The following is an 18625-nucleotide window of genomic DNA, read 5'->3' as shown; positions in this document are numbered from 1 at the left end:
TCGCTGCTTCGGCGGATCACGGACTCAATTGCCGATCCGCGCCTTGAGTTCGGTCTCGAACGCATCGACATTGGCCTTGTCGATGATCTTGGTGGGCACGATGATCAGCTCGTCGGCGGGCACGACCGATTTGTCGCCTTCGAGATATTTCGCCATCAGCTTCATGCCCTGATATCCCCACTCATAGGGCTGCTGGACGACGGTTGCAGCAACCGATCCCTCACGCACGCCGCCAAGCGTGATCGGATCCTCGTCGAAGGCGACGACGGTGATCGAGCCCAGCTTGCCGGCCTCCTTCAGCACTTCGTAGATGCGCGGCGTGTTGTAGGAGTAGAATCCGACCATGCAGTCGATGTCGGGATTGGCGGCCAGCGCGTCTTCCACGTTGCGCTTGGCGCGGGTCTGGTCGATGTCGTCGCCGCGAACGTCGACCAGTTCGACCTTCGATCCTTCGATCGCCGCCTTCATGCCTTCGATGCGCTCGCGCGCATTGTCGGCGCCGGGCAGTCCCACGAAGCCGATGCACTTGCCGCCGTCAGGCATTGCCTTCAGCGCGATCTCGCCCGCCTGCTTGCCCGCGTCGGTGTTTGACGAGCCGATATAGGCGATGCGGTTGGTATCGGGAGCGTCGCTGTCGGTGGTGAAGAGCGGCACCTGCCCGCCGACGCGGTTCAGTGCCTCGGTCGACGTCTTCGGGTCCACGGCGCTGACCATGATCGCCGAAACGCCCGCGGCCACGAGGTCATCCATCAGGCGTTGCTGCACGGCGGCGGCGGCCTGTTCGGGATATTTGAATTGCAGGTCGTAGTTCGGCAGTTCCTCCTGCGCCTTCTTGACGCCGGCCTCGGCGAGCTTCCAGAAGTCGGAGGCACCGTTGACGACAAAGGCGAGTGCTTTTTTGTCCTGCGCTTCGGCTGACGAAACCGCGAATGCAGCGGTCATCAGCAGGGCGCAACCAGTCAGCTTCAGTCTCATCTGGGTCTCCCTGGTTGATGATGTTTGTCTGCTCGTGCAACCAATACGACAGCGATAGGGCTCCCCCTTCCGCTCCTCATGCTAGGGAATCCGGCATCCCGGCGTTTTGAAACGCAGCCAGAGCATTCCGGCGGCATGCCGCCGGAACACCGGTCTCCGCTTTACTTGGCGATACAGGAGTCGACTGTCTCCTGCATGCATTCGTCGAGGCCGGTATAGATCACCGGCTCGACAGCCTTGCCTTCTATGAGGTCGAGCATGACGGTCGGAGCTCGATAACCCATTTCGAAGGGACGCTGCCCGACCTGGACGTGGCTGCGGCCTGCCTTGAGGGCCTCCATCTGCGGCGGCAGGGTGTCGCCGGCGACGATGACCAGCTTCCCGGACGCCATCTTGTCCTTCACCTGGTCGGTGACCTGGGCATAGGCCTGCGGGGCGAACTGCGCCCAGCCGCCCTCCAGCACGAAGGCGTCGAGGTCGGGATTGGCGGTAAAGGTGTCGGCCATCTGCTGGTTGGCAAGGTCGGCCTGGTCATTGGTGAACAGCGGACATCCGGCGATCTCGGTCCAGCCGTTCTGGCCGGTGAGCTTGTCGGTGCCCTTGGCACCGGCCAGCGTGTCGCGTGTGCCCGCTGCACGAGCATTGATGTTGTCGGCGGCGACATTGCCAAGCTGCAGGCAGATCGTGCCGCCTTCCGGCTTCAACTTTTGCAGGTGTTCGGCGAATTTCACGCCCATCAGATAGTTGTCCGTGCCGAGATAGGTCTTTCGCAGCGCGGCATCGTCCTTGCCGAGATCGGCGTCGATTGTCATCACCGGGATCTTTGGCGCCCTCTCCTTGAGCAGCTTCGCCATCAGCGGCGCATTCGAGGGCGAGATTGCGATTGCCGCGACGTCCGGCCGCGTCAAGAGGTCGTCGACGATCTGTATTTCACCGGCCTCGTCGGCGCTGGAGGCCGGGCCGGTATAGAGGCATTTGTAACCCTTGCCGGCATTCTCGTTGTTCCACTTCTGGCAACCGAGATTGATCTGTTCGAAGAACGGATTGTCGAGGCCCTTCACGACGATCGCAAGGGCCTTGTCTTCGGCCGAAGCGCTTCCCGCAAGCAGGCCAAGGGCAGCCGATGCCAGAAATCCAACAAGCAATTTCCTCATGATTTCCTCCCTGTTGTCTGATTGGCGAAAGCATCCGGGCCGTGCTAGCCCCTGTCACCTCAAGACGACGTATCTCGAACGCGGTCCCCTCAGCCGCGCTCGGCCCGCTATCCAGCACCGTCCGCTTTCGAGGCCAGTATGCGCAAGCCGTGGTGCGAGTCAATATTTGTCCGACAAATCAGACTATAACACCTTATGCGTATATTGACGCTGTTCGCGTTTCCGGCGCTAATAGGCGGGTTGCTCACGGGAGGAGCCGCATGACCGTTCTTCGGCTGGAGGGTATCTCCAAGCATTTCGGCGCCATCCATGCGCTGGACGATGTTTCGCTCTCGCTCAAGGCCGGTGAGGTGGTGGGGCTGATGGGCGACAACGGCGCCGGCAAATCGACGCTTGTGAAGATCATCGCCGGGAACTACCGGCCGACCCACGGGCGCATCTTCGTCGATGGCAAGGAGACGATCTTTCACAGGCCTGTCGAGGCGCGGGAAAGCGGGATCGAAATCGTCTATCAGGATCTGGCGCTCTGCGACAATCTCACGGCGGCGGTGAACGTCTTCCTCGGTCGCGAGCTGACGCGCTGGCTTGGCCCGTTTCGCATCCTCGACTATTCGGCAATGAACCAGACGGCCGCCAGGCTTTTCAGGGAACTGAAGTCGGAAACGCGGCCGCGCTCTCACGTCAAGGAGATGTCGGGCGGCCAACGCCAGGCGGTGGCGATCGCGCGCACGCGCCTTTCATCGGCGAATATCGTGCTGATGGACGAACCGACGGCGGCGATCTCCGTCCGCCAGGTCGCCGAGGTGCTAAACCTCGTACGCGAGTTGAAGCGCCAGGGTGTGGCCGTCGTGCTCATCAGCCACCGCATGCCCGACGTCTTCGCGGTCGCCGACCGCATCGTTGTGCTCCGCCGCGGCACCAAGGTGGCAGACAGGGAGGCCAGCAAGTCGTCGCCGGAAGAGATCACCGGACTGATCACGGGAGCGATCGAAGCCCTATGAACAAGCCCTTCGGACAGACCGACGCCATGCTCGCAGGCACGGACGAGGCGATCGACAGGCAGACCCATACACTGGTCTCCTGGATCCTCGCCAGCCAGGCTTTCTGGGTCTTTCTTGCTGCGGTGGTCGCCTGCCTGTTTCTGAGCCTCGCAACCGACACCTTCGCCACGCCGCAGAACCTCTTCAACGTCACGCGTAACTTCGCTTTCGTGGCGATCGTTGCCCTCGGCATGACGGTGGTCATCATTTCCGGCGGCATAGACCTGTCGGTCGGTTCGACCCTGTGCCTCTCGGCGATGGTATTGGGAATAACCATGGAGGCCGGCCATCCCTTGTGGGCCGGCGTGGCTGCGGGTCTGGCAGTCTCACTGCTGATCGGTCTCATCAACGGCCTGTTGATCGCCTATATCCGCATTCCGCCCTTCGTCGTGACCCTCGGTATGCTGTCCGTCGCGCGAAGTGCCGCCATGATCCTCTCCAACAACAAGATGGTGTTCAGGTTCGGGCCCGACGAGCAGGATCTGTTCTGGTTGGGCGGAGGCTCGACGCTCGGCATCGCCAATCCGGTGATCGTGCTTGTTCTGCTGGCGGTGATAACCGGCCTTATCCTGAAATGGACCCGCTGGGGCTGCCACGTTTTTGCGATCGGCAGCAACGAGAAGGCCGCCGTGCTGACGGGTATCGCGGTGAGGCGCCTGAAGGTCAGCGTCTATATGTTCTCGGCCTTGTTCGCCGGCATTGCCGGCGTGCTGGAGGCCGGCTGGCTCGGCGGCGTCACCACCAATCTCGGCCAGTCGATGGAACTGAGCGTCATTGCGGCGGCTGTGATCGGCGGCGCCAATCTGATGGGCGGCGCCGGGACGGTCTTCGGGTCGGTGGTTGGTGCCGCACTCATCGAGATCGTACGCAACAGTCTGACGCTTCTCGGAATCAGTACGTTCTGGCAGGGTACGTTCGTGGGGAGTTTCATCGTGCTCGCCGTGGCCTTCGATCGCATCAGGGCCAACCGCGGATCGGACAGCTAGAGGCGGACATGGCAGTGGACGAGAGGCGGGGCAGGGCGGCTGCGGACGAACCCGAGCCACAGCCCCAGTCGTCCGGCGGCACGGGGCCGGCCCCGATACGCCGCGGCAAGGCCTCGCGACTTCCCGGCAGCAGCGTCCATGCCTCGATCGCCAACGAGATCGGGCTCAGGATCGTGCGTGGCGACTATCCGCCCGGCGCGATCCTGCCCAACGAGGCGAGATGGGCGAAGATGTTCGATGTCAGCCGGTCCGCCGTGCGCGAGGCGATCAAGATGCTGATGGCCAAAGGACTGCTCAACTCCCGCCCGAAGGTGGGCAGTTGGGTAGAACCGCGCGAGCGCTGGAACCTTCTCGATCGCGACGTACTCACCTGGTACGCCATGTCGCCCGACCGCGAAAAGTTCCTGAAGACGGTGCAGGAGTTCCGCTACCTGATCGAGCCGGAGGCCGCTGCCTTTGCCGCCCGGCGCCGCAGCGAAGAGCAGATGGCCGAGATCAGCGCCGCGTGTCGTGAAATGGGCGAAGCGCGCTCGCTGCCGGAACGCACCGAGGCCGACACCCGCTTTCACCTGGCGATCCTGCGTGCCTCCGGCAACGAATTGCTGGTGCCGCTCGGCGTGCTGATCGAGTCCGCCTTCGATCAGCTCTTCATCTTCGTCACGCGTGAGCAGAACGACTTGGCCCATGCCCAGACACTGCATGAGAATATCGAGAAATGCATCCGGCTGAAGCGGCCGGAAGCCGCGCGCGCAGCGGTACGCAAGCTTCTGGCCAATACCGACGACATCATCGCCGGCGTATCGGGGCGGCCGCCTCGGCAGGCGGGGGTCGTCAAGCGGCCCTCGCCGGATCAGTCGTGAAACGGCTCGACGAAATTGTGCCTGCCGATCATGAAGGCATCGGCGACATGGCGCAGCGGCGCGATGTCGACATCCGACACGCCCGCCCGCACGATCTCGGCGAAGCGGCGGTAGAGCATCGGATATTCGGCCTCGGCTTCCTCGTGGACGACGCGGCCGTCGATCGCGAGCCTGGCGCCGCCGCCCGATAGCAGCATCGATCCGGCAGCCGTCTCGGCAAGGATGTCCCAGCTCTGCGGGCCGGTCTGGCGCCAGTCGAAATCGGCCGTCACCGGGATGCCGTCCGACGTCTTGAAGTCGATCCGCGCCGCGATCGGGGCATGGCGGCCTTCCGGGAAATCGAGCGTGGCCGATGTCGCGAACACCGCGGGAAGGATATGCGTGGCGATCGACAGCGCGTTGATGCCGGGATCGAGGACGCCGAATCCGCCCGGCTGCCAGATCCATTCCTGGTTGGGATGCCAGCGGCGGACATCTTCCTTCCAGTTGATTGCGGCCGACCTGATGCGGGTCGAAGCGAGGAACGTCCTGGCCGCTTCGACCGCGGGCGCGTAGCGCGAATGCCAGCTCGCGAAAAGCGACACGCCCCTGGAGGCCGCGAGGCGGCTCAGAAGCTCGACCTCGCTCACCGTTGCGCCCGGCGGCTTTTCGAGAAAGACGTGCTTGCCGGCTTGAAGCGCCTTGACCGCGGCCTCGAAGCGAAACTGCGGCGGCATGCAGAGCGAAACCGCATCGAGTTCCGGAACCGCATCGATCATGGCATCGATCGAGGGATAGTTCGGGATGTCCTCGACCTTGCCGTGACGGCTGGCTGCCGCAACCAGGCGATAGGCCGGATCTTTTGCCAGGGCAGGCAGGTGCTGGTCGCGGACGATCTTTCCCACGCCGACGATGCCGATCCTGATAGGTGTGTTCGATGCTGCCATGGCGTCCGCCTGCTTGCCGGGATGGCGTGTCATATCAGACGGCCATGCCAGGGCAAAATGGAGATTTGCCGGTGACAATGCTCGTTGTCGGAAGCTTCCGAAGATCGCCTGTAGCGCGGCATCATCGCATCGCGCGTGAGCGTGGCCAGTTCGCTATCTCCGGCATGGTCGGGAATGAGCCAGAGCATCTTCTCGATCTCGGCCATTGCCACCGGTTCGCCTGGCTGCGTCAATTCGAACACTTCGCCTTCGACCATCGAGCCGGGCTCGTTCGCCACCGGCGCGGTGAAGCGGCCGATGTGGGTCGGCGCGTCGCCGGCAATCACGACGCCCAACTCCTCGCGCAATTCCCGCACCATGGCATTGACGGGAAGCTCGCAGATCTCGATCTTTCCGCCAGGCTGCATGAAAGCGGATGCTCCGCGCTTGCGCACGAGCAGGAGGTTCCACTTCGCATCTCGGATGACGGCGGCCGCGATTTCTGATCGTCGGATCGGTCATAGCCTGAACGACTCGCAAAGTGGAGATCGACTTCATGTTCGCGCCAAGGTCCATCGCCAACCTCGCCAAGCCCGAATTCCATCGGGAACTCGCGGATCAACTGACGGGACTGCTGACAGGCGAGAGCGATCCGATCGCAAACGCGGCCAACACTTCCGCGCTGATCTTCGAAGCGATGCCTGACTTGAACTGGGCCGGGTTCTATTTTCTGCGTACGCCCGGAGAGCTGGTTCTCGGACCGTTCCAAGGCAAGCCGGCCTGCGTGCGCATCGCCGTCGGACGCGGCGTCTGCGGCGCGGCGGTCGAGCGCGGGGCCTCGGTGCTCGTCGAGGACGTGCACGACTTTCCCGGACACATTGCCTGCGATGCCGCTTCGCGATCGGAACTCGTGGTGCCGCTCATCCGCGACGGCAAGGTTTTCGGCGTTCTTGATCTGGATAGCCCTTCGCCGGGCCGGTTCGATGGCGACGATCAGGCCGGTGTCGAACGGCTTGCGGCGATCTATGTCGCCGCAAGTTCTCCGCTCGCGTAACCCTTCTTCGGCCCGGGTCGCGATACGTCGATCTGGCGGACGAATTCGCGTTCGGCTGCCGTGACATAATGCTCCTTGTGGCGCAGCAGGAAGAACCGGCGGCGCGGCACCGGATAGTCGATGGCCTGCAGCCGGCCGGCGAGGAGCGCGCTCTCGGCAACCAGCTTCGAGATCACCGTAACGCCGGCGCCAGCCTCCACGGCCCCAAGGACGGATTCGTTGGTCGGCAGAACCACCGCGATCTCGATGTCGGACATGGGGATCGCCTGTTCCTTGAGCATGGCCGCCAATATGGAGCGGGTGCCGGAGCCGAACTCGCGCAGCACCCAGGGAGATGACCTCAGCGCGATCCGTTCGCTCCGCGCCGCCTTGCCCCAGTCATGGCCGATGGGGGCGATGAGCACCATCTCGTCCTCTGCGATCGCCCGCACCGACAGCGTCGGATCGTCGATCTCGCCCTCGACGAATCCGAGATTGGCGGTGCCGTCGCGCACCATGGCGGCCACGGTCTCGGTATTGCCCATGGTGAGTCCTATCGAGAGGCCGGGATAGGCCGAGCGGAACGCCTGGATATGTCTCGGCAGCCAGTAGTTCCCGACGGTCTGGCTGGCGGCGAGGTGGAGCGAGCCACGCTTCAGGCCGGCGAGATCGGCCAGCACCAACTCAGCTGCCGAAGCCCGCGCCAGCACGGCTTTGGCCTCGATGAGGAAGAGACGTCCGGCGTCCGTCAGGGCAATGCGTCGTCCGACCCTGTCGAAGAGTTTCGTCGCATAGCGTGCTTCCAGCGCGGCGACGGCGGCACTGGTCGCCGACTGCGTGAGGTTCAGGTCGCGGGCAGCCTGCGTCACGTGTTCGCGTTCGGCCACGGCCACGAAGATGCGCAACTGTTCCAGCGTCATGCTCTTCCTTTAAAGTACAAGCTTTACGAGCGACAGGGTGAAGCCGGCGATAAACAGAAACGCCGAAAGCGCAAGGATCAACGGGCGAAGGCCACGCGAGCGGATTTCGCCTATGTCGGCCTGAAGCCCGAGTGCGGCGAGCCCGATCGAAAGCAGCATCGTGGTGACGGTGGCCGCCGCTGCCTTCGCCTCGGCCGGAATTTCAACGACGCTGTTGAGGGTCGCCGTTCCGATGAAGGCGAACACGAACCAGGGCACCGGCGCCCGGGCGCCCGTGCCGCCGGCAACGCTCCGGCGTGCGCAAAAGCCGAGAGCGACAAGCATCGGCGCCAGCATCGCCACCCGCGCGAGCTTGGCGACAGTTCCGGTCTCACCGGCTGCCGCACCGTATTGGAAGCCGGCGCCGACGACCTGGGCGACCTCGTGGATGGCGGCGCCCGCCCACAGGCCAAAACGGTGCTGGTCGAGATCGAGCAGCGGCGCGAGCGCCGGCAGCAGGAACATGGCGATCGTGCCGAACAGGGTGATCGCCGCGACTGCATAGGCGACGTCCTCGTCGCGCCCGGCGACGACGGAATTCGCCGCCACGATTGCGGATGCCCCGCATATGGACGTGCCCGCCGCGATCAGGCTCGCCAGGCCGCGCTCGACGCCGATCAGCCTGCCGAGGAACACGGTGAACAGGAATGTCGCGACCAGGGTAAGCGCGACGACGCCGATGCCGGCCGCACCGATCGACGTCACCTGGCCGATCGTGAGCTGGAAGCCGAGGAGCACGATGGCCAGCCGCAGCAGGCTGCGCTGGCAAAAGGCGACGCCGGCCTTGGCCTGCGCGGGCATGCCGACCACGTTGGAGAACACCATGCCTGCGATGACTGCCAGGATCATCGGGCTGAAGACCGCAATGCCGGGAAGCTCGCGCAGGGAAAACGCGACGGCGGCAGCCATCGCGGAAAGAACGACCCCCGGCAGCAGAGCGAGCGGGTAGGATGCGGCCGGCGGCAGGGCCCGGGCCGGATTGCGCGAAGAGGAGCCCGCAAGCTCGGGCAGTGAGGAAATCGAAGACACGATGATGCTCCAGGAATGTCCGACTTGGAGTCGCATTCCAGGGGCTGCCTTTCCAACGCATTCTAGGCGTCAGAACATTCGCTTTTTCCGAACGATTGTACCGAGCCGACCAAATGGCGAGGAGCGACCTGACCGGACGGCCCCCGCCGGGACGTCGGCGGGCGACAACGTTCCGGCGTCGGCGAAACCTCAGTTCGTGGCCTTGGCCTCCGACACCAGGACCGGATCGGCTCGGTAAAGGTCGGGGAAGATGCGTTTCAGATTCTCGATCTTCGGCAGGTCGTTATAGACGATGTAGGGATAGTCGGGATTGAGCGTCATGAAGTCCTGGTGATATGCCTCCGCGGGATAAAACGCCTTGCCGGGCTCGATGCTTGTGACGATGTCGGCGCGGAAGACCCCGGCCTTGTCGAGCTGGGCGATGTAGGCCTTGGCAACTTTGGCCTGCTCGCCATCCAGCGGGAAGATGGCGGAGCGGTATTGTGTGCCGCGGTCCGGCCCCTGGCGGTTGAGTGTGGTCGGGTCATGCGCGACCGAGAAGTAGATCTGCAGGATGCGGCCATAGCTGATCTTGCGGGGATCATAGGTGATCTGCACGGCTTCGGCATGTCCGGTCCTGCCTTTGGTGACCACGTCGTAGCGCGCCGTGTCTCGTCCGCCGCCGGCGTAGCCCGAGACCGCATTGCTGACGCCGGCCACATGCTGGAAGACGCCCTGCACGCCCCAGAAGCATCCGCCGGCCAGGACGGCGACCTCGGTGCCGCCACGGTCGGCCGCCTCGTCCAACCCGGGAGCAGGGATTGGAATGCCTTCCTGCGCCGGCGCCTCCAGGCTGATGAAGGCAGCGGCTCCCGCCAGCGGGAGCGCCAGAAGCAGAGCCGCCATGGCGCTTCGGGAAAAGGCCCGTTCCGTGGATGTCGCACGTGCACTGGTCATCGATCGCCTCCGCGTTCAGCCGGATGGGAGCGCCTTGAGCCCTCGGAACCGCCGTTCCATGGACGGTACTTCGTGCACGGATACGGTGCGGCAAGTCGATTTGTTACGATGTGGGCGAAGATCACGCCCATTTGAATGCACGTCTTCGTGGATCGGAAGGCTCGTTCGGCTCGTCGCCACAATCCGCGCGGCATTGCTTGCGCCCGCCGACCGGCATTTCCATCCGGGCCGGCGTGTGAGCATTTGTGCCGGCCGACGGCTGCATCTTGCCGATCACGCTTCCATTGTTATGTTCAAGCGGATATATCGATCGGGCGGATTTGGAGCGATGTCGTTCACGAGGGAGCATCGTCATGCCGGGTAGGCGAGGAACTGGATTTTGGCTGGCCGCTGCGATCGGCAGCGCCGTGATGCTGACGGCACCGGGCGCCATGGCGGCAGACAAGCTCACCGTCTTCGCCGCCGCCAGCCTCAAGAATGCGCTCGACGCGGTCAACGCGGCGTGCGAGGCCGATGTCGGCGAGAAGGCGACCATTTCCTATGCGGCGAGCTCGGCACTTGCCAGGCAGATCGAGCAGCGGGCTCCGGCCGACGTCTTCATGTCCGCGGATCTCGACTGGATGAAGTATCTCTCCGAAAGGAACCTGATCAGGAAGGACACGGAGACCCATTTGCTTGGCAACAGCATCGTGCTGATCGCGCCGGCCGATTCCACCGCCTCTACGGAGATCGCGCCGAATTTCGACCTTGCCGGTCTCGTCGGCAACGGCCGGCTCGCCATAGCCAATGTCGATGCCGTGCCGGCCGGCAAATATGGCAAGGCCGCGCTGGAGAAGCTCGGCGTCTGGGGATCGGTCGAAGGCAAGGTGGCCCAGGCCGAGAATGTGCGGGCAGCGCTCGCGCTGGTCTCGACCGGCGAGGCGCCGCTCGGCATCGTCTACAAGACCGATGCCGCGGCGGACCCGAAGGTGAAGGTCGTCGGAACCTTCCCTGCCGGCTCCCATCCTGCGATCATCTATCCCGTGGCGCAGACCGCCGAATCGAGCGACGGCGACACGCCGGAATTCCTGAAATGCCTTGCCTCCGACAAGGCCAGGGAACTGTTCGAGAAGCACGGTTTCACGGTGCTGGTGGTGAATGGTGAATAGTAAAATGGTGAATGGTAAATCTGTCTCGCCGGATTTCGACGCTGCAGCCCTTTCCGTTCACCATTCACCATTCACCATTTCACCATCCACCAGGGGCACCAATCACCACCAGGCTGAAAGATGGCGTGGCTGAACCTCACGCCCGACGAGTGGACCGCGGTCCGGCTGTCCATCAAGGTGGCCAGTTGGGCCATGGTGGCGAGTTTGCCGCCGGGAATTGTCATTGCGCATCTGCTCGCCCGCGGCAGGTTCTGGGGCAAGTCCGTGCTGAACGGCATCGTGCACCTGCCGCTGATCCTGCCGCCGGTGGTGACGGGCTATCTGCTGCTGCTGACCTTCGGACGACGGGGACCCATTGGCGCCTTCCTGGCCGACAATTTCGGCATCGTCTTCTCCTTTCGCTGGACCGGAGCCGCGCTCGCCTGCGGCGCAATGGGCTTTCCGCTGATGGTACGCGCCATCCGCCTGTCGATCGAGGCGGTCGACCGCAAGCTCGAGGCGGCCGCCGGCACGCTGGGCGCCAACCCGCTCTGGGTCTTCGGCACGATCACCCTGCCGCTGATCCTGCCCGGCATCATCGCCGGCATGATCCTTTCCTTCGCCAAGGCGATGGGTGAGTTCGGCGCCACCATTACCTTCGTCTCCAACATTCCCGGCGAGACGCAGACCTTGCCCTCGGCGATCTACACCTTCACCCAGGTGCCCGGCGGCGATGCCGGTGCATTGCGGCTGACCCTGATCTCGATCGGCATCGCCATGATCGCGCTCGTCGTTTCCGAGCTGCTGGCCCGGCGTGTCGGCCGGCGGATGGATGTCGAATGACGCTCTGCGTGGACCTGCGTCATCGGCTCGGCACCTTCGATCTCGACGTGGCCTTCGAGAGCAGCGGCCGGCTGACGGCGCTGTTCGGTCCCTCGGGCTCCGGCAAGACTTCGCTGGTGAACCTGATCGGCGGGCTGATGCGACCCGACAAGGGCAGGATCGTCGCGGACGGACGTGTGTTCGTCGATACGTCGGCCAGGAGCTTCCTGCCGAAACATCGCCGCCGCATCGGCTATGTGTTCCAGGATGCGCGGCTGTTCCCGCATATGTCCGTGAGCCAGAACCTGCGCTACGGACGATTTTTTACGCCGGCCGCCGAGCGTTATGCCGAGATGGACGCGATCGTCGAACTGCTCGGCATCGGCCATCTGCTGGATCGTCGCCCGGCCGCACTTTCGGGAGGCGAGAAGCAGCGGGTCGCCATCGGCCGGGCGCTGATCGCGAGCCCCAGGCTGATCCTGATGGACGAGCCGCTGGCTTCGCTCGACGAGGCTCGCAAGGCGGAGATCCTGCCCTATGTCGAGCGGCTGCGCGACGAGGCCGGCGTGCCGATCGTCTATGTCAGCCATTCGGTGGCCGAGGTGGCGCGGCTGGCGACCGACATCGTCGTGCTCGCTTCGGGCAAGGTGACGGCTGCCGGGCCGACATCGGACATCGTGCAACGGCTCGATCTGCTCCCGGAGGAGGAGCGCGGGGAGGGTGGCGCTGTCCTGGACATGCAGGTGGTATCGCACGATGCAGCCTTCGGCATGACGCTGCTTGCTTCCGCGGCAGGCGAGATCCGCGTGCCCGCGCTTGCCGTGCCCGAGGGCCGCATGGTCAGGCTGCTTGTCCGCGCGCGCGACGTCATGATCGCAACGGAGAAGCCGCGCGGCTTCAGCGCCCTCAACATCCTTGCGGGCAACATCGTATCGGTCGAGCCGAGCAACGGAGTGCTGGCGGATGTGCGCATGGATTGCCACGGCCAGACGATCGTTGCGCGCATTACCCGGCAGTCGGTGCACGATCTCGGACTGGCTGCAGGCAAGCCGGTCTTCGCTGTCGTGAAGTCGGTGACCTTCGACCGGTCCGGCGTGGCGCCGCGACGGCTCCATTCGTAGAGATCCGTTATGTTATATTTGACATAACGACATCGTGAAGGCCAGTCTGGTAGAAATTTGGACCCAAGCAGGAATGGGTGGCTTCGCCCACGCTTCACCTGCCTGACCAATTCTCTTGCCGCAGGTTTTTTTCGGAAAACCGTGGGACACTTTTCCGAAACCTGCTTGAACGCCGGAGTGACATGATTTGCCTTCGCTCAGCCTGCGGATAAATCTCGATCCCGACGGCCGAATCGGCCCCGGCAAGATCGAGCTTCTGGAGCAGATCGCCGCTTTCGGCTCGATCTCGGCCGCGGCGCGGCGCATGAGCATGTCCTACAAGCACGCCTGGGACCTGGTCGAGGAGATGAACAAGCTCTTCGGCAAGCCGGTGGTCTCGGCGCAGACCGGCGGGAAGCGCGGCGGCGGCGCCCAGCTCACACCGGTCGGGCTCGCCGTGGTCGCCCGGTTCCGCGCCATAGAGCGCGCCGCAACCTCGGCGGCCGAGCCGCATATGATCGCGCTGCAGGCGGAGATCGAGGCCGGCTGAACGGCCTGGCGGGCGCCGTCGGCATATCTGCATTCCAGGCAAAAAAAAGCGCCGTCGGGGAGGAGGATCGACGGCGCTTCATCTAACGTGGCGATCTGGGAGGAGGAACGATCGCCAACACCAATCAGATAGTATTTGCCGCCTGATTCGACAATAGTCGCTCCCGCATTTTTCGAGCGCAAAGTTGTCACAGGATTTGGATGACAGGCAGGGCATGCGATGTGAGATGCGGGCAAAGAAAAAGCGCCGTCGGGGAGGAGGATCGACGGCGCTTCATCTGGCGCGGTGATCTGGGAGGAGGATGATCACCGACGACGCTGAGATAGGATGCAGCCTTCCTGGCTGCAACCCTTCCAGCATGCATGCCTGCATTGCAAAATTGTCGCATGTCCTTGCGCCTCCGCTGTGCCGGAGGCAGGTGCAAGGCTGGAGATATCGCAATCCGCCCAACCAACCGACCACACGACAGGAGCAGGCAGGTGCCTGGACTTCGGCGAAGGCTGGCGATCGGCACCGATAGCACCTCGCGCCGGACAGGCCGCACCTTGTTGTCACCACAGGGATCGGCTAGCAAAACCCACGCATTACAGATTATTCCGGTATCTTTCTCGTCGAGCCGGCAGTCATGGCCTCCAACTCGATGATACGGGGCAACGCATGCAGCTTCGCCATCTCAGCACATTTGCAGCGGTTGCCGACACGCTCAACTTTACGCGCGCGGCTGAACGCGTCCATCTTTCCCAGTCAAGTGTCACTGAACAGATCCAGTCGCTGGAGGCCGAGCTTGGCGCGCGGCTCTTCGATCGTTCACGCAGGAGGCTTTCGCTCACTCCAGCGGGGCAGCGCCTGCAAGCCTTTGCAGCAGAATTGCTCAAACTGGCCGGGGAAGCACGCGCAGCGGTTGCCGAGGCTTCCGATACGGTTGCCGGGAGCCTCGTCATCGGCGGGCTCGAAACGCTTTGTGCGGCCCGGCTGCCGGAACTGATTGCGGAATTCCATCGCCGACACGCTGCGGTGGAACTGACCCTGAAGACCGCTGACAGCGGCAGCCTGCGCCGCGGGATAAGGAACGGCGACCTCGACGCAGGCTTCTTCTTCGGCGAGGCGCCGGAAGAGACGGATGTCCGGAGCGAAGCGCTGGCCGAGGAGCAACTGTTGATCATCCTGCCGCCGAACCATCGATTGGCTGGACGCACGGAAGTCGGGCCCGAGGATCTTGCCAACGACGCCTTCCTGGTAACCCAGCCCGGCTGTATCTATCGAAGGATGTTCGACGAGGCTTTTGCAATACTCCCGAAACGCCCGAAACCGATGGGAGAGTTCGCAAGCCTGGGTTTGATCCGGGGACTTGTCGAGGCGGGCCTCGGTTGCGCGCTGGTTCCCCGATCGGCCCTCGCGAAGCACCCTGGCCATGTTGTCGCAATTCCTTGGTCGGGCAGGCGCCGGACAGCGCCTGTCACCATGATGTGGCGGCATCGGCGCGTGTATGCTCCGGCGCTGGCGGCGTTCCTCGCCACGGCCAGGGAGTGCCTTTAACGATCAGACCAGACGTTGGCCGCCGTCGACATGGACCACCGTTCCGGAGATGAATCCGTTCCGCATGATCGACTCGATTGCGTGCGCGATGTCGTCCGCCTGGCCGATTCTTCCGACCGGCAGCCGCTTTGCCATGGCTTCCAAGGCCGCCTTCTTCCCTTCTCCGGCGACCGAATCCCAGATCGGCGTGTCCACCCATCCCGGTGAAACGGCATTCACGCGTACCGGCGCCAGTTCGATCGCGAGCGCGTAGACAAGCGATTCGATCGCTCCGTTGATCGCAGCCACGACCGACCCGTTCGGTGCCGGCCGATACGCCGCGATGCCTGAGGTGAAGGTGATCGACCCACCGGGAGCCAGCCGGGGAGCGCCATGCTTGGCCAGCAGAAGCGGCGCAATCACTTTCGAGTCGACAACGCGACGGGCAATCGACATGTCCATGTCGGGCAGCGGCACGTAGACCCCGCCCACGTCTGCGGCGGTCGAGACGATGTGATGCAGGTTGCCGACAGATCGAAACAGTTGCTCTACTTGATCTTCGCGCGTGGCGTCTGCCGTGGCCGTTTGAAGCGAAGACACTTTGCCGAGCTTTTCCCGGGCCTGTGACAGCCGTTCGGAAGAACGGCCGACAATCGTGACCACAACTCCTGACGTGAGCAGTCTCCCGGCAAGAGCCAACCCCATGCCGGAACTGCCGCCGACGATAACGACGTGCTCGCGAGTTTCCGCCAAAACCAGTCTCCTTCAACCTGTTGCGGGCGCAGTAACCGCGCCGAATGACCGGAGATCTACCCGGCCGGGGGCGGCGAAAGGAAACGGGAACATACGATTGTGGCGATCGGAGAATCCGATGCCCGGCAAGCGCCGCATCAAGTGCGGCCAGCGTGCCGAGGGCTCCGTCGCGCCCGCGCCTTCCCGGAATGCCGGGATGCACATGACGGTTTGGCTGCGCTATAGCTGTTTGCCGAGCGACGGAGAAACGAGACCAGGGATGAAGGCACGTTCCGTCATGGGTGCCGGCCGCGCCGCGGAGTTCCGCCACGGCGCCTTCTGGGCGTTGTTCGCGGAACGGCATCCCGAGGAACGGGCACGCAGGGCGAAGTACGGCCCCTGGTTCTGGCAGCGCGGCGTTCCCGCCTTCGAGATGGTCATCACCATGTATGTCGCGCCGGGGCGGGATCTTGTCGGCGTGTTCTTCGGCCGCAACGAAAGGCTGGGTGCCATCCAGGTCGATCAGCGCATGAGCCGGCACCGCGATGCATTGGATGCCAGGCTGAAGCTGAGGCCGGAACAACGCTACGACGGGCCGGAATTCGGTACGATCTGGCGGGTCAACTGCTTCGCGGAGGATAATTGGCCGGCCATGTCCGACTGGATGGTCACCGAGGCGACCCGCGTCGAACGCGCGGTGGCCGAGGTTCTGGGCGCAGGGCACGCCCGCTGAGCGCCCTCTGCCGCCGCCGGTTCGATGAGGCGACAGGGCGGTCAAGCGGAGGCTGATTTCCCGCGCCGCATGAAGTCGACACGATCGCGATCAGATGCGCCTGGGCATCACGCACAGGCGGCCATGGTCTCGCGCGCGATGACGAGTTGCTGGATCTGGCTGGTGCCTTCGAAGATGCGGAACAGCCTGACGTCGCGATAGAAGCGCTCGACGGCATAGTCTGCCATGTAGCCGGCGCCGCCATGGATCTGGACCGCGCGGTCGGCGACACGCCCGACCATTTCGGATGCGAAGAGCTTCGCGCAGGCGGCCTCCAGCCTCACCTTCTCGCCCCGGTCGCGCTTGCGTGCGGCGTCGAGCACGAGGCTGCGTGCGGCGAGCGCTTCCGTCCTGCTGTCGGCGATCATGGCCTGGACGAGCTGGAAGTCGCCGATCGGCTTGCCGAACTGGCGCCGCTCGGCCGCGAAACGGCAGGCGTCGCGGATGAGGCGCTCGGCAATGCCCACGCAGAGCGCCGCGATATGGATCCTGCCCTTGTCGAGCACCTTCATCGCGGTGCGGAAGCCGTTGCCTTCGACGCCGCCGAGCAGCGCTGTCGCCGGTACGCGGCAATCCTCGAAGACGACATCGCAGGTGAGTGCGCCCGCCTGGCCCATCTTGCGGTCGGGCTTGCCGAGCTTCAGGCCCGGCGTGCCGGCTTCGACGAGGAAGCAGGAGATGGCGTCGGCCGAGCGGCCGTCGCCGGTGCGGGCCATGACCGAGAACAGGCCCGCCACGGGGGCATTGGTGATGTAGCGTTTCGTGCCGTTGAGCACATAGCTTCCGCCATCGCGGCGCGCCGTGGTGGTGATGGACATTGCGTCCGAGCCGGCGTCAGGCTCGGTGAGGGCGAAGGAGCCGATCATCTCGCCCGATGCGAGGCGGCCGAGATAGGCGTCGCGCTGCGCCGGCGAGCCGGCGATCACGATCGACTGCGAACCGATGCCGATATTGGTGCCGGCGATCGAGCGGAAAGCGGGCGATGTCTCGCCGAGCTCGAAGACGACTCGAACTTCTTCCTCCATGGAAAGACCGAGCCCGCCGAATTCCTCCGGGATCGAAAGGCCGAAGAGCCCGAGCTCGCGCATCTCCGCGACGATCTCGGCGGGGATCTCGTTCCTTTGCGCGACCTCTTCCTCCAGGGGGATCAGCCGCTCATGCACGAAACGGCGCACGGTCTCGATGAGCAGGCCGAATGTCTGGGAATCCGTGGGCATGGTGCTTCAGTCCGTCCTTCCGGTTCGTTCCAGGGCGAGAAGCTCGAAATAGTCGAGCGCGAATTGTTCCGCCGATTTGCCGCCGCCCGGCTTGAACCAGCGGGCCATCCAGTTGAGCAGCGACAGGATCGCGCGGCTGGCCGTCACCGGGTCGATGGTTCTGAAGGCGCCTGCTTCGACGCCATCCGCGAGGATGGCACGCAGAAGATGCTCATGCTCGTTGCGCAGCGCGAGGGCCTCTTTGCGGAATTCCATGCTGTCCATGCCGCCGAAGCCTATGAGCATGGCGACGAAGCCGTCATGATGGGCCTCGAAATAGCGGGCGTGACTCATCATGAAGCGCCGCAGCTTTGCCGAGGGCGAGCTTTCGCAGGCGACAGCCGCGGTGACCGTCTCGACCAGGCCGCTCAAGGTGACCAGGATGATGGCGTCATAAAGCTCCTGCTTCGACGCGAAGTAATTGTAGAGAGCCGGCTTGGTGAGCCCCAGCCGTTCGGCGAGTTCGGCCAGCGAACTGGTCTCATAACCTTTCTCGGCGAAAAGCCGGGCTGCGTGGTCGAGGATCCGCTGCCTGGCATTCTCGATCTTGGGCGGCCTTCCGATGCGGGTCGATTGGGGCATTCCCGGGATACCGTATGGGTCGACCAAAGTTTATTACCGAACGGTAGGAAAGTAAATAGACCAACGAAACGGAGGAAGCCGAATGGGTCTCTACGCCGTTTTGCCGAAATTACCGCGCGTGCCCGCAGTGGTATGAATCCCAAAGCGGCACACTCTTGAACACTCAATCGGCCCGTACCGGCAGGCCGACATGAACCTTGGGCACGGGATGGCCAAGGTCTGCTCGTCGCCATTGAAAACGGCCGCCCAACCGCTCGCCGGTCGGGCCTCCCGAAGAGGTTCCAGAACCTTT

Annotated in this window: 20 protein-coding genes; 10 read left to right on the top strand and 10 right to left on the bottom strand. The window is 64.1% G+C overall.

Annotated features, from left to right (window positions below):
* Positions 1-24: 24 nt before the first annotated feature.
* Together JN302_RS30645 and JN302_RS30640 are read right to left on the bottom strand one after the other, a co-directional pair.
* Positions 25-942: a sugar-binding protein gene (locus tag JN302_RS30645; protein ID WP_244743648.1), complete on the bottom strand. Its 918-nt coding sequence runs from the start codon at positions 940-942 to the stop codon at positions 25-27.
* 194 nt (positions 943-1136) lie between these two features.
* Positions 1137-2129, bottom strand: a complete 993-nt coding sequence (locus JN302_RS30640) for a substrate-binding domain-containing protein (protein ID WP_202330187.1) — start codon at positions 2127-2129, stop codon at positions 1137-1139.
* Between the two features lie 260 nt (positions 2130-2389).
* Here JN302_RS30640 and JN302_RS30635 point away from each other — a divergent pair, with 260 nt between their 5' ends.
* Genes JN302_RS30635 through JN302_RS30625 form a run of 3 tightly spaced genes read left to right on the top strand, consistent with a single transcriptional unit; the run spans position 2390 to position 5015 of the window.
* Positions 2390-3130: an ATP-binding cassette domain-containing protein gene (locus JN302_RS30635; protein WP_202308105.1), complete on the top strand. Its 741-nt coding sequence runs from the start codon at positions 2390-2392 to the stop codon at positions 3128-3130.
* A gap of 26 nt (positions 3131-3156) precedes the next feature.
* Complete coding sequence (locus JN302_RS30630) at positions 3157-4155, top strand: ABC transporter permease (protein ID WP_202315156.1); 999 nt, start codon at positions 3157-3159, stop codon at positions 4153-4155.
* A gap of 8 nt (positions 4156-4163) precedes the next feature.
* Positions 4164-5015, top strand: a complete 852-nt coding sequence (locus JN302_RS30625; RefSeq protein WP_202308103.1) for a FadR/GntR family transcriptional regulator — start codon at positions 4164-4166, stop codon at positions 5013-5015.
* Here JN302_RS30625 and JN302_RS30620 read toward each other — a convergent pair.
* Both JN302_RS30620 and JN302_RS30615 read right to left on the bottom strand, forming a co-directional pair.
* Positions 5006-5941 (bottom strand): Gfo/Idh/MocA family protein, encoded by a 936-nt coding sequence (locus JN302_RS30620; RefSeq protein ID WP_202330186.1) that lies wholly within the window; start codon positions 5939-5941, stop codon positions 5006-5008. The two genes, JN302_RS30625 and JN302_RS30620, sit on opposite strands and share 10 nt — an antisense overlap.
* A gap of 29 nt (positions 5942-5970) precedes the next feature.
* Complete coding sequence (locus tag JN302_RS30615) at positions 5971-6405, bottom strand: NUDIX hydrolase (RefSeq protein ID WP_274609292.1); 435 nt, start codon at positions 6403-6405, stop codon at positions 5971-5973.
* A gap of 71 nt (positions 6406-6476) precedes the next feature.
* Between JN302_RS30615 and JN302_RS30610 the strand changes: the two genes are divergently transcribed.
* The gene (locus JN302_RS30610; RefSeq protein ID WP_202308099.1) at positions 6477-6974 is read left to right on the top strand and encodes a GAF domain-containing protein; all 498 of its coding nucleotides are present in this window, start codon (positions 6477-6479) and stop codon (positions 6972-6974) included.
* On the opposite strand, the gene JN302_RS30605 is transcribed toward JN302_RS30610, so the two are convergent.
* From JN302_RS30605 to msrA, 3 genes are all read right to left on the bottom strand, one after another.
* The gene (locus tag JN302_RS30605) at positions 6944-7873 is read right to left on the bottom strand and encodes a LysR family transcriptional regulator (protein ID WP_202330185.1); all 930 of its coding nucleotides are present in this window, start codon (positions 7871-7873) and stop codon (positions 6944-6946) included. The two genes, JN302_RS30610 and JN302_RS30605, sit on opposite strands and share 31 nt — an antisense overlap.
* 9 nt (positions 7874-7882) lie before the next feature.
* Positions 7883-8932, bottom strand: a complete 1050-nt coding sequence (locus tag JN302_RS30600) for a YeiH family protein (protein WP_446720771.1) — start codon at positions 8930-8932, stop codon at positions 7883-7885.
* Positions 8933-9130: 198 nt separating this feature from the next.
* On the bottom strand, positions 9131-9877 hold the full coding sequence (msrA, locus tag JN302_RS30595) for a peptide-methionine (S)-S-oxide reductase MsrA (RefSeq protein WP_202308093.1): 747 nt from the start codon (positions 9875-9877) through the stop codon (positions 9131-9133).
* Positions 9878-10230: 353 nt separating this feature from the next.
* On the opposite strand from msrA, the gene modA reads away from it, so the two are divergent.
* The 5 genes from modA (at position 10231) to JN302_RS30570 (ending at position 15012) form a co-directional block, all read left to right on the top strand.
* Complete coding sequence (modA, locus tag JN302_RS30590) at positions 10231-11025, top strand: molybdate ABC transporter substrate-binding protein (protein ID WP_202330184.1); 795 nt, start codon at positions 10231-10233, stop codon at positions 11023-11025.
* Positions 11026-11145: 120 nt separating this feature from the next.
* On the top strand, positions 11146-11847 hold the full coding sequence (gene modB, locus JN302_RS30585) for a molybdate ABC transporter permease subunit (RefSeq protein ID WP_202330183.1): 702 nt from the start codon (positions 11146-11148) through the stop codon (positions 11845-11847).
* Positions 11844-12947 carry a molybdenum ABC transporter ATP-binding protein gene (gene modC / locus JN302_RS30580; protein WP_202330182.1) on the top strand — a complete coding sequence of 368 codons (1104 nt, stop codon included), beginning with the start codon at positions 11844-11846 and terminating at the stop codon, positions 12945-12947. The genes modB and modC overlap by 4 nt, the downstream gene beginning before the upstream one ends.
* A 187-nt stretch (positions 12948-13134) precedes the next feature.
* On the top strand, positions 13135-13476 hold the full coding sequence (locus JN302_RS30575; protein ID WP_202308085.1) for a winged helix-turn-helix domain-containing protein: 342 nt from the start codon (positions 13135-13137) through the stop codon (positions 13474-13476).
* 327 nt (positions 13477-13803) lie between these two features.
* The gene (locus JN302_RS30570) at positions 13804-15012 is read left to right on the top strand and encodes a LysR family transcriptional regulator (RefSeq protein ID WP_244846031.1); all 1209 of its coding nucleotides are present in this window, start codon (positions 13804-13806) and stop codon (positions 15010-15012) included.
* Between the two features lie 3 nt (positions 15013-15015).
* Here JN302_RS30570 and JN302_RS30565 read toward each other — a convergent pair whose 3' ends face one another.
* Positions 15016-15744, bottom strand: a complete 729-nt coding sequence (locus JN302_RS30565) for an SDR family oxidoreductase (RefSeq protein ID WP_446720687.1) — start codon at positions 15742-15744, stop codon at positions 15016-15018.
* Between the two features lie 259 nt (positions 15745-16003).
* Here JN302_RS30565 and JN302_RS30560 point away from each other — a divergent pair, with 259 nt between their 5' ends.
* A complete protein-coding gene (locus JN302_RS30560; RefSeq protein WP_244742341.1) occupies positions 16004-16456 on the top strand; it encodes a hypothetical protein in 453 nt (150 codons plus the stop codon).
* Between the two features lie 107 nt (positions 16457-16563).
* Here the strand turns inward: JN302_RS30560 and JN302_RS30555 are convergent, their stop codons facing one another.
* Positions 16564-17712 (bottom strand): acyl-CoA dehydrogenase family protein, encoded by a 1149-nt coding sequence (locus tag JN302_RS30555; RefSeq protein WP_202308083.1) that lies wholly within the window; start codon positions 17710-17712, stop codon positions 16564-16566.
* 6 nt (positions 17713-17718) lie between these two features.
* Entirely contained in the window at positions 17719-18333 is a 615-nt protein-coding gene (locus JN302_RS30550; protein ID WP_202308082.1) for a TetR/AcrR family transcriptional regulator, read from the bottom strand.
* Between the last annotated feature and the right edge of the window lie 292 nt (positions 18334-18625).

Origin of the sequence: Mesorhizobium sp. L-8-3 (assembly GCF_016756615.1) — a bacterium.
Taxonomy (GTDB): Bacteria; Pseudomonadota; Alphaproteobacteria; order Rhizobiales; family Rhizobiaceae.
The sequence above is the reverse complement of the archived record's forward strand: the minus strand, read 5'-3'. Positions and strand labels throughout refer to the sequence as shown.